The sequence below is a fragment of the Niveispirillum cyanobacteriorum genome, from assembly GCF_002868735.1.
GTDB lineage: Bacteria > Pseudomonadota > Alphaproteobacteria > Azospirillales > Azospirillaceae > Niveispirillum > Niveispirillum cyanobacteriorum.
Window position 1 is genome coordinate 111,972 of sequence record NZ_CP025613.1, and the last position, 13,318, is coordinate 125,289.

A 13,318-nucleotide genomic window follows, 5' to 3' on the forward strand; every position below is an offset into this window, starting at 1 on the left:
AAATGTTCCTGACGCTTCTGTCGCTGCTGGACAGCACCGTCCGCCTCGCCACACCCTTGCTGCTGGCAGCGCTGGCCGGCTTCTATTCGGAACGGGCTGGCGTGGTTGATATCGGGCTGGAGGGCAAGATGCTGGTGGCCGCCTTCGCCGCCGCCGCGACCGCCGCCATCCACGGCTCTGCCTGGTTGGGCCTGGGTGCCGGCATCCTGGCCTCCGTCATGCTGGCCCTGCTGCATGGTTTTGCCTGCATCACGCATAAGGGCAATCAGGTCGTTTCCGGCGTGGCCCTGAACATCGTGGCCCTGGGCCTGACGGCGGTGCTGGGCAATGCCTGGTTTGAAATGGGGGGCCGCACCCCCAACCTGCCCGCCGATGCCCGCTTTGGCGAGGTTACCCTACCGCTGGCAGAGGCGCTGCGCGGTGTCCCCCTGCTGGGCCCGCTTTATTATGAGCTGATCAGCGGCCATAACATCCTGGTCTATCTGGCGCTGGCCATCGTGCCGCTGACCTGGTGGATCGCCTACCGCACCCGCTTTGGCCTGCGCCTGCGCGCCGTGGGCGAGAACCCGGCCGCTGTGGATACTGCCGGCATCTCCGTCACCAAGCTGCGCTATCAGGCGGTCCTGATCGCCGGCTTACTCTGCGGCATCGCCGGCGCCTACCTGTCCACCGCACAGGGCGCAGGCTTTCAGACCAACATGACGGCGGGCAAGGGCTTCCTGGCATTGGCCGCCTTGATCCTGGGCAAGTGGAAGCCGGTCCCCACCCTGTTCGCCTGCCTGCTGTTCGCCTTCGCCGACGCGCTGCAGACGCGCCTGCAGGGCGTGGCCCTGCCCGGCATCGGCGAGGTGCCGGTACAGCTGATCGAGGCCCTGCCCTATCTGCTGACAGTCCTGCTCCTGGCCGGCTTCGTCGGCAAGGCCACCCCGCCCAAGGCCAGCGGGCGGCCCTATGTGAAGGATCGGTGAGGGCGGCACCAAACAGTAGGTCAGGTCGAGCCAAAGGCGAGCCCTGACAGATATGGATCGAAGGCCTTTTCCGTCAGGGCGAGGCTTCGCCTCGACCTGACCTACGACGCCTCCGCCTGCGTCTCCGCCACCGGCGCCAACGCCAGCTTGCTCGCCACAATGGCCGCCTGTGTGCGGCTGACCACGCCCAGGCGGCGCAGGATCACCGTCACATGCGCTTTCACCGTGGTTTCCACCACGCCCATCTCATAGGCGATCTGCTTGTTCAGCTTGCCTTCCGCGATACCGGCCAGCACGCGCAGCTGCTGCGGTGTCAGGCCCGCCACGCGGGCGGCCATGTCGGCATCGGCCACGGGCGCCTGGGCATGGGCGGGCGTCCCGGCACTAGGCAGCCAGACGGCACCATCCAGAACGGCGCGGATCGCGTCGCCAATATGGGTAATGGGCGCTGATTTGGGCACAAAGCCGGCGGCGCCATATTCCATGGCGCGGTGAATGGTGGCCGCATCTTCCGATGCCGACACCACGATGATGGGAATGGTCGGGTGTTCATTGCGCAGCAGCGCCAGACCGATCAAACCATTCATGCCCGGCATATGTAGGTCCAGAAGGATGGTGTCGATCACCGGCTCGCGCTTCAGCACGGCCTCCACATCGCCGAAACTGGCCGCCTCCACGGTGGTCAGGTCGGGCATGGTGCCCGCCACCGACTGGCACAGGGCTGCGCGCATCAATGGATGGTCATCGGCCACCAGCACCCGGATCGACATCTGTGTCCCCCCCCTCCCGCGATATGTCCCGTGGCTGTTGCGCCACTGTTGTTAAACCCAATGTCGGCACGCAACGCGTACCGGCGTTGGGTACGGCGGCGACCGCCGCCGCGCGCCACGTGGCGCGAAGCCAAGCCCACGGATGTGGGCGCCGGCGATTGAGGCCCGGTGATCGGTTCCGATCACCGGGAACGGATAATTACGGATTCAATGCGCTTCCCGCCCCTGACGCAAGCCCGCATTTGACAAAAAAGAATATGGCGGGTGGCTTGCACCACCCGCCAAAGTCTTTAGGGGGAAATCACAACCACAGACCGGAGATCAATCATCGGCGTAGATGTCGATATCCTTGGTTTCCTTCACGAACAGCATGCCGATGACCAGCGTGCCGGCCGCGATGATGATCGGGTACCAGAGACCGGAATAAATGTCGCCGGTGGCCGCCACGATGGCCAGGCTGGTGGTCGGCAGGAACCCGCCGAACCAGCCATTGCCGATATGGTAGGGCAGCGACATGGAGGTGTAGCGGATGCGGGTGGGGAACATTTCCACCAGCATGGCGGCGATGGGGCCGTACACCATGGTGACATAGATGACCAGGATGGTCAGCAGCACCACCAGCATCGGCTTGTTCATGGCCGCATTGTCGGCCTTGGCCGGATAACCGGCGGCGACCAGCGCGTCACCGACAGCCTTGGTGAAGGCGGCACCGGCGGCCTTCGGGTCAGCCGGGGCGGCGGACGGGCCATGGCCCAGGTTCACTTCCGTCTTGGTGACGACGCCGCTGCCATCATAGCTCTCGATGCTGACGCCACCCACCCGGATCTGGGCGATGGTGCCGGCGGGGGCGGCCTCGTTGCTATAAGGAATGCCCTTGGCCACCAGGGCCGACTTGGCGATATCGCAGCTGGTGGTGAACTTCGCCGTCGCCGTCGGATTGAACTGGAACGAGCATTCGTTGGGATCGGCAACCACGACCACGGGGGAGGTGGCGACCGCCGTTTCCAGCGCCGGGTTGGCAAAGTGGGTGATGGCCTTGAACAGCGGGAAGTAGGTGATAATGGCCAGCACCAGACCCGCCATGATGATCGGCTTGCGGCCGATACGGTCAGACAGGCTACCGAAGAAGATGAAGAAGGGCGTGCCGATGGCCAGCGCGATGGCGATCAGGATGTTGGCCGTAAAGGCATCGACCTTCAGGATGGAGGTCAGGAAGAACAGGGCATAGAACTGCCCCGTGTACCAGACCACGGCCTGACCGGCGACCAGACCGAACAGGGCCAGGATGACAACCTTCAGGTTCTTCCAGTTGCCAAACGCTTCGGTCAGCGGCGCCTTGGAATGCTTGCCCTCTTCCTTCATCTTCACGAAGGCCGGGCTTTCGTTCAGCATCAGGCGGATCCAGACGGAAATGCCCAGCAGCACGATGGAGATCAGGAACGGGATACGCCAGCCCCAGTTCTCGAAATCTTCCACCGACATGTTGGAGCGGCAGGCCAGGATGACCAGCAGCGACAGGAACAGGCCCAGCGTCGCCGTGGTCTGAATCCAGGCCGTGTAGTTGCCACGGCGACCATGCGGCGCATGCTCGGCCACATATGTCGCCGCACCGCCATATTCACCACCCAGCGCCAGACCCTGCAACAGACGCAGAACGATCAGGATGATGGGGGCCGCCATGCCGATGCTGGCATAATTGGGCAGGATACCGACGACGAAGGTCGAGGCACCCATGATCAGGATGGTGACAAGGAAGGTGTACTTGCGGCCGATCATGTCGCCCAGGCGACCGAACACCAGCGCACCGAACGGGCGCACGAAGAAACCGGCGGCAAAGGCCAGCAGCGCAAAGATCAGGCCGGCGGTGGGGTTCACGCCGGAGAAGAACTGCTTGGCGATGACGGCTGCGAGCGAGCCGTACAGGTAGAAATCATACCATTCGAACACGGTGCCAAGCGAAGAGGCGAAGATCACCTTCTTCTCTTCCTTGGTCATCGGGGCTGGTGCCGCCCCGCCCACTGCCACATTAGCCATGTGCCCTCCCTTTTGCGCAGATCGGCGACAAACGGACCGGCCCCGGCGATATTATGCGCCACCCGCCGGGCAGCCTGTTATGGGCGTCCGGGTCGATCCTTGAGGTTTCCACGATGGGACAGGCCGAAGGTTAACGCAGCCCCGACCTTGGTCGCTTCGACCTTGGTCCAGAGGCTTGAAACCATTAGCTAATTTGTGCAGCGCAACAAGCGGGACGTTAACAGACAAGGCCAAGGGTGATGATTGATGACCCTTGGCACGGCGGCGACCGCCGCCGCGCGGCGCGTGCCGCGTGAAGCCAAGCCAACGGATGTTGGCGCCGGCGCCTGAGGAACAGAGAAGCTATCCCCGACGCCGGGTCTCGATATGCAGGTCGAAGGCAACGCCGAGCATGATCGCCATCTGTTCCAGATAGGCGGCGTCCGGGTCTGACCACAGGCGCTTGCGTCCCCCCTGTTCACAGCACAGCACCGCCACGGCCCGCCCGCCCGTAGACACGACATGGTCCAGAAGTGAGCGTACATCGCGTTGCAGCAAGTAATTCTTCAGGCACGCGGTCGCGGGATGGGTCATGGCATCATCCGCCACCACCCGCCTTTCGCGGCGCAACGCGTCGAAATAGGGGGCGCTGTCGGCTTCGCGCAGTTTGGTGCCGCGCAGGACACGGGCGTCGCGAGCATCGTAAAGGGCGGCACATTCGATGGCCTGGCCATCGCCCTCATCAAAAAACCAGACGCTGCCGCTGCTGACGCCCAGATCCTCGACAATGTCCCGGCAGGCCGCCTCGAACACGGGGGGCAAATCCTCAGCCCGCCCGCGAAACGCTGCCAGGGCCGACCGCAAATGCCGCATGCACGCCTCCGCCGCCCATCCAGGACACAAGCATGCGGGGGCCGCGAGGTTGCGGCAATGCAATTATTGAACGGGATCAGCCCATGAGGGCGCTGATGCGGCGCGACAGGGCTGCCAGATGCGCGCGCTGCCCGTCGGTCAGGCCCGATGGCCCCACTTTCAGCTGCTCCAGCGCCGTGACGGTGCGGTCCACATGGCGCAGGGCTACCGTCACCTTGTCGCTAGACAGACCTGCCGTGGCCGGGTTGGTGGGGGCGTTGCCAGCCTTCTCGGCCCGAATCGCGCGCACCGTCAGCGATCCCTGACAGGCGCGGTCCCACAGCGCCATCTGGCGTTCCGGCTCATCGATGGTGGCCAGTTCGACCAGCATGGAGCGTGAAATCTGCCGCTCATGCTGCGGATAGGTTTTCAGTATGTCCGGGTGCAGGGTCAGCAGACGCAGGGTGGAGCTGATCTGCCCCTGGGTCCGCCCGATGGCACGGCCCAGCGCGTCCTGCGTGTAATGATGCTTGTCCATCAGGCGCTGTAACGCGCCCGCCTCTTCCAGGGCGTTCAGCTCCTGGCGCTGCAAATTCTCGATCAGGCTGATCTCATCGACATCGCCTGCCGTGACCAGGACGGGCAGCCAGTCCCAGCCCAGCTTGCGCGCCGCGCGCCAGCGCCGTTCACCGGCCACGATGTCGTAAAGCCCCAGTTCCCCGTCGGCGACCCGCACCAGCAGCGGATGCAGGATGCCGACGCGCGCCATGCTGCTGGCCAGTTCGTCCAGCGCGTCCAGATCGAAATATTTGCGCGGCTGGTCAGGCCGGGGGCGCAACCGGTCGATGGCCAGTGACAGGATCAGCGGCGGGCCGGGTGTGGCTTCATCGGGATGGGTAGACATGGCTTCTGCCATTAGATCAATCGTCCCCGCGGGTCAATGCGGGCGCACGCCTCACGACACAAGGCAATCCAGCGGCGTGAAAACCGGCAGGGCGGGCAGCGACATATAGGCCGACGGCGTCACCGTCCGGCGTTCATAGATACAGACCGGCGTGCCATCGGCCAGCTTCATGGGCACCCAGCGGGTCAGGGCATGGCGCACGGTCATGCCGCCTTGAACATATTGCAACCAGATCGCACGAACCGTCGCCACCGCCATCTCGCCGCCAAAGAACTGCCCCTGGGCATTCAGCATGGCATCGGTCTCTGCCGTCAGATCAGCCTGCTGCTGTGTACGGTTGGCAAAGAAGACGTTACGGCCAAGGGGCTGATCGGCAACCAACGTATCACTGACCTCCAGGATACGGCTGGGCTTGCCGGCAAGCGGGGCGCGATCAGTGCGAAAAACATAACGCGGGGCCTTACCATGCCTGATCTGGGAACATAGATCGGCCGTTCCAACCGGTTGTTCCAGAAGGTCGCGGATCAGGCGCTGCACCGCCAGGTCGGGCGTATCGCCGCCGGCTTCCCAGCGTTGCAGTGTGCCAGTCGAAACCCGCAACTGTGCCGCCATCTGTGCAAAGGTCCAAAACCGGGTGCCGCGTACCAGACGCAGCATCTCCGGCCAACAGACCTTATCGCTTGCAACCATTTGCCCTTGCATGGTTCCCGGCGCGCCCTACCAATTCAGCAGTGATTATTACACTGATTGCAAACAGGGGACGAAGCAGGAAATAGGCGTGGTAAACAAAAAATGAAGCATACGCGCCGAAAACAAGGGGATGCCAAGCCAAGGCATCCCCTTATGCTTATAGTACCCTTTGCGTACCATGCGGATAATCCTGGGCGATCAACCAGAAATTCAGCGCGACTCCGAACAGACAGAACAGCATCCCTCCCAGGAACATGCCCGGATCCTTGGCGCCCGCCGCCAGGAACAGGCCCACAAAGCCGAGTAGGATACCCAGCAGGCGCAACGATACGTTACCAATCATGACACTCTCCTAGTGACCACCCGATGTCGGGTGGGGTGGGGTGGGCGGCAGGGGCCGCTCATCATCGAACAGGACGCGGGCACCGGCCCCGTCCAGGTCTTCGAACTGTCCGCTGCGAACGGACCACAGAAAGGCCAGAAGACCGATCAGGCCCATGCCCAGCGCAATGGGGATCAGGAACAGCAGGCTGGTCATCCACGTATCCCTTTCTTACGGGCCGACAACCGCAGCGCATTGCCCAGCACCACCAGCGACGAACTGGACATGGCCAGGGCGGCGATCAGCGGTGTGGCATGGCCCAGCATGGCGATGGGCACCGCGCACAGGTTATAGAGCAGCGAGAAGCCCAGGTTCTGCAGCACCAGCCGGTCGGCCTTGCGCGCCACCGTCAAAAGCTCCGCCAGCGGGGCCAGAAGGTCGCCCTGGAACACGGCATCGGCGGCTGTCTGTGCCACATCAACCGCACTGCCGGGCGAGGCGGAGACATCCGCCGCCGACAGGGCCGCCGCATCGTTCAAGCCATCGCCGACCATCAGGACATGGCGGCCCTTCGCCTTTATCGCGGCCAGTGCCGCTGCCTTGCCCGCCGGGTCCACACCCGCCTGCCAGTCTGCAATGCCCAGGCGGGCGGCCATGGCGGCCACCACCGGTTCCCGGTCGCCGGAGATCAGGGCCAGGCGGTATCCCTTGCGGCGCAGGCCCGCCACGACGGATACAGCATCGGCGCGCGGCGCATCGGCAAAGGTGAAGCGCTGCGGCTGCCGACCAGGGCGCGCCAGCCACAGTTCCGGCCCCTCGATGATGCTGCCCGGCACGCTGACCGGCCCGACAAAGCCACGCCGACCCAGGCGCACCATGCCGTCCGGCCCCGGCCATTCCAGGCCAGCCCCCGGCACCTCCCGTACCCCGTCCGCCACCGGCCCCGGCCCGGCGGCCCGCGCGATGGCGCGCGACAGAGGATGCCGGCTGGCCCGTGCGAGGCTGGCAGCCAGTTCCAGGTCCGCCGCATCACGGGCCCCATCGGGCAACAGGTCGGGCCGGCCCAGCGTCAGCGTGCCCGTCTTGTCAAAGACAATGGTATCCACCTTGGCCAGTCGTTCCAGCGCCGTGGCCGATTTCAGCAGGATACCGCCGCGCAGCAGCCGCCCCGTCGCCACCACCTGAACCGCTGGTACCGCCAACGCCAGTGCACAGGGACAGGTAATGATCAGCACCGCCACTGCAATGAACAGCCCCTGCTGCCACGCAATCCCCACGCCCAGCACCCAGGCCAGGAAGGTGGCCAGGGCGGCAGTATGCACCACAGGCGTATAGGCCCGCGCCACCCGGTCGGCCAGCGCGACATAGCGCGCCCGTCCTTGCTCGGCGGCCTCCATCAACCGCACGATCTCGGCCAGCAAGGTGCCCTCGCCGCGCGCCGTCACCGTCACGCGCAGCGGGGCCGACAGATTGACCATGCCGGCAAACAGCGTGTCGCCGGGCCGCACCGGCTGCGGATGGCTTTCCCCGGTGACCAGTGAGGTGTCGATATCCGACACCCCGTCGGCGACCGCCCCATCCACGCCGATCCGCTCTCCCGCCGCCACCAGCACCGTGGCCCCCACCGGCACCTGCGCCGGGGCCGTCGGCACGGCCATGCCCGCCTCGTTCAGCATCATGACGGGCGCACGCCCCAGGGCCAGCAGATGTTCCGCCGCACTCCGCGCCCGCCCCCGCGCCCGCGCATCCAGGAACCGCCCCACCAGTAGGAAGAACAGCAGCATGACAGCGCCATCGAAATAGGCATGTTCCCCATGCCGCGCCGTCTCCCACAGGCTGACTGTCGTGGCCAGCGTCACGCCCAGGGAGATGGGCACATCCATATTGGTGCGCCCGGCCTTCAGGGCATTGATGGCTGACCGGAAGAAGGGCCGCGCCGCATAGGCGACCACCGGCAGGGCGATCAGGGCCGACAGCCAATGCATCATTGTGCGGGTGGCATCGCCCATGCTGCCGGCATGACCGGACCAGACCGAAACCGACAGCAGCATGATATTCATCATGCCGAACCCGGCCACCGCCATGGCCCGCACCAGTTCGCGTTCGGATTTCTTCTGCGGATCATCGGCCCCTTCCGCGCCGGCCACGGCAGGGCGGTAGCCCAGCCGCCGCACAATCCCGGCCAGACGCCCGGCCATATCCGGGGCACCGTCGCGCCAGGTCACCGACAGCCGCCGCGTCGTCAGGTTCACGCGCGCCGCTGTCACGCCCGCTTCCCGGCGGAGCGCGCTTTCAATCAGCCAGACACAGGCCCCACAGGTCACCCCGTCCACAACCAGCCGCAGGCACTGCGACCCGTCCGGCAGCGTCTCCACCGCGCCCGACAGGTCCAGCGCCGCCGCCTCTTCCCCTGCCGGGGCCGGGGCATTGGCGTCACGACGCGCGTAATAGGCACCCAGCCCCAGATCATGGATCAGGGCATAGGCACCCGCACAGCCCGTGCAGCAAAAACGCTCCCCCGCCGCCACCGGCTGCCCGCAATGGATGCAGCCGATGTCAGAAGCGTGATCGGTCACGATTTCGGGGGATTTGGCGAGGGTCATTTCGTCACCATGATCCGCTGAACCAGCAGATATTGGTCGTCACCATGGCGCAGCGCCGCCTTCACATCCCACTGACCAGGATGCGGCGTGTTCAGCGGTGCCACGAACCGCCCCGCCCCCGTGGCCGTAAAGACCAGGGACAAGGGTGCGTCATTGCTGACGGGACGTTCCAGACGGCCCGTGATGCCCACCCGGTCCAGCGGCTGCCCGTCCCGGTCCTGAATGCGCAGGACAAGCTGTCCCGCCTCGACATTCACCGACACGCGCCAGCCCAGCGCGTCCTGGCCCTTCTGGGCCGCCAGCACGTCATTATAGCGCACGCCCCGTTCATAGGGCTTATCCACCGCCAACCCGGAATAGGAATTGATGGCATAGGTCACCATCACGGCATTGACGAGGATGACGACCAGCATGGCGCCCACAAAAACCCAGGGGATCCAGCTGCTCTTGCGCGGATGATCGATGGTCATGGCCATGGCTCAATCCCTGTCGTGATGGTGGCGAAGATGGGGGCCGACGAACACCGCGTCATAGGCGTCACCCTCCCTGCGCACCGGGTTGGTCAGCACGAATTCAATCTCCACCCGCTCATCCCGTTCCCTGTCGGGCGGGGCGGTCACGAAGACGCGGAAGGTCGCCACCTTGTCGGGCTTCACAGGCAGGATCACCGACTGGCCGTCGCCTGCCTCGCCCACATCCTGGACCAGCAGGTGCCCATCCTTCATGCCCTTCAGGCTCAGCAGGAAATCCACCGCCTCCCGCCGCTTGTTCAGGACCTTCAACGTATAGCCATTGCGCACCCCGCCATCGGACAACGTTACGAACAGGGGTGCCCGATCACGCAACACATTCACTTCTACCGTGGTACGCAGCAGCAGGGCCGCCAGCATCACGGTACTGACCAGAACCAGCAGCCCGGCATAGATCAGGGTGCGGGGCCGCACGATTTTCCATTTGGCCCGCCCGCCCTTGGCGCGCGCCTGCTGCCGCGCCTCGGTGTCAAAGGTGATCAGCTCACGCGGGCGGCCAACCTTGTCCATGATCTGGTTGCAGCTATCGATGCACAGACCGCAGCCGATACATTCCAGTTGCAACCCGTCGCGGATATCGATGCCCGTGGGGCACACGGCCACGCACTGCCCGCAATCGATGCAGTCGCCGCGCCCGTCCCAACTGGTGCCCGCCTTATGCGGCCCGCGCGCTTCCCCACGCCAGCGCTCGTAGGTGACGACCATTGACTGATCGTCCAGCATGGCGGCCTGGAAACGCGGCCAGGGGCACATATAGGTGCAGACCTGTTCGCGCGCCCATCCGGCCAGGACATAGGTGGTGGTGGTGAACAGGCCCACGAAGAAATACTGAACCAACGTGGCGTGCCCCGTGAAGAACTCCACCACAAAGGTCGGTGCATCGTTGAAATACAGCGCCCAGGCACCGCCCGTGGCCAGCGCGATCAGCAGCCAGGCCGCATGCTTGGCCGTGCGCTTGGTGAACTTCTCGACACTCATCGGCGCCTTGTCCAGGCGCATGCGCGCCCCCCGGTCGCCCTCGATCCAGCGTTCGACCAGCATGAACAGGTCCGTCCACACCGTCTGCGGACAGGCATAGCCACACCAGAGCCGCCCGAACAAAGCCGTGACCAGAAACAGACCCAGCGACCCCAGCACCAGCAGGCCCGTGATGAAATAGACCTCCTGCGGCCAGATCTCGATCCCGAACAGATAGGCGCGGGGCGCCCCCATATCGATCAGCAGGGCCTGTGATGGCGCGTCCGGCCCCCGGTCCCACCGGACCCAGGGGGCAAGGTAGTAGAGCGTCAGGCAGAAGATCAGGACGGCCCATTTGATGGTGCGATACTTGCCCGTCACCGACTTGGGCTGCACCTTAACGCGCGCCGCATAAAGCGACGGCGGCGGCACACCGGCGGCCTTGGGCGCCGGCTTACGCACTGGCCCCTTCTCAAACGCCGCCTGCGCCGCATCGGCAGCAGCCGCCTTCTCCAGCAATGTCTCCGGCCCGGCCATCGGGGCACCCCTTGGAAACGGTCATGAACAGTTCGGTGGGCAACCCACCCTGACCGTACCCTAGGCCTGTGCGATGCGGCGCGCGTTGCGATAAATCAAATGACGGGGGAATGATTGGAAGGGGGATGTTTGGTCGCAGGGGGTGCGGACATTGCGCAACGACCATATACGTTTTATAATTGATAACTGCTAAATAGGGAGAATCATCGATGAGTGCAATTGAAAGCATAGGACAGATTATATCCACAATCTCGGATACAATTTCAATGTATGAATTTCTAGACAAGATAAGAGGAAGCATATTTGAAGGAAAGAAAAACAATAAACCAACCCCAGAACTTCTGGGATTCGAAAGCACTCTTTATGGCAGCCGACAGAACGCTGCGGATGCAAATTCTTCACTTGTAAACATTCTTCGGTCAAAACCATTTCCATTTATAATTCGCAGCGGTCATCATTTTACAATACCAGCAGATATAACGGAAATGAAGTTGGCAATAAAATCTGGTGACGTTTACGACTGGACTTTTTTCTTTACTGGCAATGAAAACGACAACATGATTGAAGCAAAATCAGAAATTCGAGAATCCTATTTCTCTCCACCAAAACATATGGACGTCCGCAAGGATATCGGCACCTCCCAATTATCTGTATTCTCCAGTAAACACGACGAGAGCCTTGGTGACGCTACATATATTGCTGGTATGGTTGTAGCGGATAGAGGGTTTGATAATTTCTCAAGCATGGAGCGTCGACAGTTCCTTCCAAGCATTGGAATAACAGTACGACATGGGATGTCATATGCGATAACAGATCCCATAGGGGTGAACTTCTTATTTGACAAACTGAGATCTGTTGTAATTGATGAACACAAACATCTTATTGGCTCAATAACCGTTTCGAATGGGCCAGAAAACAAGCCAGAAGACTACCAGCTTAGAGTGCATAATCTGACATCTCTTCTTCGACATCTTTAAATCTACAATTATAAGAACGCCCTCACCAGTCTTATGGCGAATTTTTCATTACCACCGCGTCACTCATGCCCCCCATAAACAAAACACCCCGCCGGTCTCTCTCCAGCGGGGTGCAAGTTGGGTGGGGGCAAAGGGGTTGGGGGGGTTACTGCCCGCCACCAAGGGCATGCACATACGTGGCCAGTACCTTCACCGTGGCGGGGTCCAGACGTTCGATCCAGGCCGGCATGTTACCGCGGCGGGCATAGGTGATGGTCTCGACCACCGTCTTGCGGTCGCCGCCATAGAGCCAGATGCCGTCCGACAGGCGCGGGCCGCCCATATCCTGGACGCCCTCACCCTTCTCGCCATGGCAGGCGGCACAATTCTCGGCAAAGACCAGAGCCCCGCGTTCCACTGCATCTGCCTTGCCGGCCGCGCCCGACAGCGACAGGACATAATCGGCGACATCCCCGATCTGTTCCTTGGTCAGCAGGCCATCGGCACCGAAGCGCGGCATGTCCGACACGCGGCTGTTTTCATTGGCGTTGCGGATGCCATAGGTGATGGTCTGCAGAATCTGGTCCGGCTTGCCGCCCCAGATCCAATCATCATCGGCCAGCGTGGGGAAGCCAACGGCACCGGCACCGCCGGCACCATGACAGCCCGCGCAATTGTCGGCAAAGGCCACGCGGCCCGCCGCCTGGACATAGCCCATCAGGGCCGGGTCCTTGCGGATGCTGTCAATGTCCATGGCCACGATCTTTTCACGGATCTCCGCCTGACCGGCTTTCTGTGCCGCCAGCGCATCCGCCACCTCACCCCGCCTGGAATATCCGGCGGTGCCGCCGAAATGGCTGGTCAGGGTGGGCCAGGAGGGGAACAGGACCGTATAGATCACGCCCCAGACGATGCAGGCATAGAAGGTATAGAGCCACCATTTCGGCAGCGGCGTGTTCAGTTCCTTGATGCCGTCCCACTCATGGCCCGTCGTTTCCGTGCCCGTGGTGGCGTCCTTTTCGATCTTCGTCGGCATGGGATCACCTGTTGTTTCGGGCGGGGCTGGGATCGTCGTTCAGGGGGATCATGGCGTTGGCCTCAAACCGACGCTTTGCACCGGGCCGGAAGGCCCAGAACACGATGCCCAGGAACAGAACCAGGAACCAGACCAGCCAGAGCTGTTTCAGAAGGGGGAGAAGTTCATGCATGGCGTCCC

The 13,318-nt window shown here is 63.3% G+C and carries 14 protein-coding genes; 2 read left to right on the forward strand and 12 right to left on the reverse strand.

The genetic code is table 11. The features are described 5' to 3' along the window. Nucleotides 1-2 precede the first annotated feature (2 nt). A complete protein-coding gene (locus C0V82_RS21555) occupies nt 3-968 on the forward strand; it encodes an ABC transporter permease (protein ID WP_102115133.1) in 966 nt (321 codons plus the stop codon). Nucleotides 969-1,069: 101 nt separating this feature from the next. On the opposite strand, the gene C0V82_RS21560 is transcribed toward C0V82_RS21555, so the two are convergent. The 10 genes from C0V82_RS21560 to ccoG form a co-directional block, all read right to left on the reverse strand. Further along, on the reverse strand, nt 1,070-1,738 hold the full coding sequence (locus C0V82_RS21560) for a response regulator (RefSeq protein WP_102114528.1): 669 nt from the start codon (nt 1,736-1,738) through the stop codon (nt 1,070-1,072). A gap of 321 nt (nt 1,739-2,059) precedes the next feature. Then, complete coding sequence (locus tag C0V82_RS21565) at nt 2,060-3,772, reverse strand: MFS transporter (protein ID WP_188595031.1); 1,713 nt, start codon at nt 3,770-3,772, stop codon at nt 2,060-2,062. A gap of 342 nt (nt 3,773-4,114) precedes the next feature. Then, nucleotides 4,115-4,624: a GAF domain-containing protein gene (locus C0V82_RS21570; RefSeq protein ID WP_102114529.1), complete on the reverse strand. Its 510-nt coding sequence runs from the start codon at nt 4,622-4,624 to the stop codon at nt 4,115-4,117. 76 nt (nt 4,625-4,700) lie between these two features. Then, a complete protein-coding gene (locus C0V82_RS21575) occupies nt 4,701-5,507 on the reverse strand; it encodes a ParB/RepB/Spo0J family partition protein (RefSeq protein WP_158660123.1) in 807 nt (268 codons plus the stop codon). Between the two features lie 51 nt (nt 5,508-5,558). Continuing rightward, nucleotides 5,559-6,197, reverse strand: a complete 639-nt coding sequence (locus tag C0V82_RS21580; protein WP_102114531.1) for a helix-turn-helix domain-containing protein — start codon at nt 6,195-6,197, stop codon at nt 5,559-5,561. Between the two features lie 157 nt (nt 6,198-6,354). Beyond that, nucleotides 6,355-6,540 carry a hypothetical protein gene (locus C0V82_RS21585; protein ID WP_102114532.1) on the reverse strand — a complete coding sequence of 62 codons (186 nt, stop codon included), beginning with the start codon at nt 6,538-6,540 and terminating at the stop codon, nt 6,355-6,357. Nucleotides 6,541-6,549: 9 nt separating this feature from the next. Next, nucleotides 6,550-6,735 (reverse strand): cbb3-type cytochrome oxidase assembly protein CcoS, encoded by a 186-nt coding sequence (ccoS, locus tag C0V82_RS21590; protein ID WP_102114533.1) that lies wholly within the window; start codon nt 6,733-6,735, stop codon nt 6,550-6,552. Beyond that, a complete protein-coding gene (locus C0V82_RS21595; RefSeq protein WP_102114534.1) occupies nt 6,732-9,122 on the reverse strand; it encodes a heavy metal translocating P-type ATPase in 2,391 nt (796 codons plus the stop codon). The genes ccoS and C0V82_RS21595 overlap by 4 nt, the downstream gene beginning before the upstream one ends. Further along, nucleotides 9,119-9,598, reverse strand: coding sequence for a FixH family protein (locus tag C0V82_RS21600; RefSeq protein WP_102114535.1), 480 nt, complete (start codon nt 9,596-9,598; stop codon nt 9,119-9,121). The genes C0V82_RS21595 and C0V82_RS21600 overlap by 4 nt, the downstream gene beginning before the upstream one ends. Nucleotides 9,599-9,601: 3 nt before the next feature. Further along, complete coding sequence (ccoG, locus tag C0V82_RS21605; RefSeq protein ID WP_102114536.1) at nt 9,602-11,146, reverse strand: cytochrome c oxidase accessory protein CcoG; 1,545 nt, start codon at nt 11,144-11,146, stop codon at nt 9,602-9,604. A gap of 209 nt (nt 11,147-11,355) precedes the next feature. On the opposite strand from ccoG, the gene C0V82_RS27110 reads away from it, so the two are divergent. After that, nucleotides 11,356-12,123 (forward strand): hypothetical protein, encoded by a 768-nt coding sequence (locus C0V82_RS27110; RefSeq protein ID WP_158660124.1) that lies wholly within the window; start codon nt 11,356-11,358, stop codon nt 12,121-12,123. Between the two features lie 145 nt (nt 12,124-12,268). On the opposite strand, the gene ccoP is transcribed toward C0V82_RS27110, so the two are convergent. Both ccoP and C0V82_RS21615 read right to left on the reverse strand, forming a co-directional pair. Beyond that, nucleotides 12,269-13,138, reverse strand: coding sequence for a cytochrome-c oxidase, cbb3-type subunit III (gene ccoP / locus C0V82_RS21610; protein WP_102114537.1), 870 nt, complete (start codon nt 13,136-13,138; stop codon nt 12,269-12,271). Nucleotides 13,139-13,142: 4 nt separating this feature from the next. Next, complete coding sequence (locus tag C0V82_RS21615; RefSeq protein ID WP_082372590.1) at nt 13,143-13,310, reverse strand: cbb3-type cytochrome oxidase subunit 3; 168 nt, start codon at nt 13,308-13,310, stop codon at nt 13,143-13,145. Between the last annotated feature and the right edge of the window lie 8 nt (nt 13,311-13,318).

Bases quoted from the DNA above. Each gene is read 5' to 3' on its own strand.
- C0V82_RS21555 (WP_102115133.1), top strand. From the start codon at position 3: ATGTTCCTGACGCTTCTGTCGCTGCTGGACAGCACCGTCCGCCTCGCC.
- C0V82_RS21560 (WP_102114528.1), bottom strand. From the start codon at position 1,738: ATGTCGATCCGGGTGCTGGTGGCCGATGACCATCCATTGATGCGCGCA.
- C0V82_RS21565 (WP_188595031.1), bottom strand. From the start codon at position 3,772: ATGGCTAATGTGGCAGTGGGCGGGGCGGCACCAGCCCCGATGACCAAG.
- C0V82_RS21570 (WP_102114529.1), bottom strand. From the start codon at position 4,624: ATGCGGCATTTGCGGTCGGCCCTGGCAGCGTTTCGCGGGCGGGCTGAG.
- C0V82_RS21575 (WP_158660123.1), bottom strand. From the start codon at position 5,507: ATGTCTACCCATCCCGATGAAGCCACACCCGGCCCGCCGCTGATCCTG.
- C0V82_RS21580 (WP_102114531.1), bottom strand. From the start codon at position 6,197: ATGGTTGCAAGCGATAAGGTCTGTTGGCCGGAGATGCTGCGTCTGGTA.
- C0V82_RS21585 (WP_102114532.1), bottom strand. From the start codon at position 6,540: ATGATTGGTAACGTATCGTTGCGCCTGCTGGGTATCCTACTCGGCTTT.
- ccoS (WP_102114533.1), bottom strand. From the start codon at position 6,735: ATGACCAGCCTGCTGTTCCTGATCCCCATTGCGCTGGGCATGGGCCTG.
- C0V82_RS21595 (WP_102114534.1), bottom strand. From the start codon at position 9,122: ATGACCCTCGCCAAATCCCCCGAAATCGTGACCGATCACGCTTCTGAC.
- C0V82_RS21600 (WP_102114535.1), bottom strand. From the start codon at position 9,598: ATGGCCATGACCATCGATCATCCGCGCAAGAGCAGCTGGATCCCCTGG.
- ccoG (WP_102114536.1), bottom strand. From the start codon at position 11,146: ATGGCCGGGCCGGAGACATTGCTGGAGAAGGCGGCTGCTGCCGATGCG.
- C0V82_RS27110 (WP_158660124.1), top strand. From the start codon at position 11,356: ATGAGTGCAATTGAAAGCATAGGACAGATTATATCCACAATCTCGGAT.
- ccoP (WP_102114537.1), bottom strand. From the start codon at position 13,138: ATGCCGACGAAGATCGAAAAGGACGCCACCACGGGCACGGAAACGACG.
- C0V82_RS21615 (WP_082372590.1), bottom strand. From the start codon at position 13,310: ATGCATGAACTTCTCCCCCTTCTGAAACAGCTCTGGCTGGTCTGGTTC.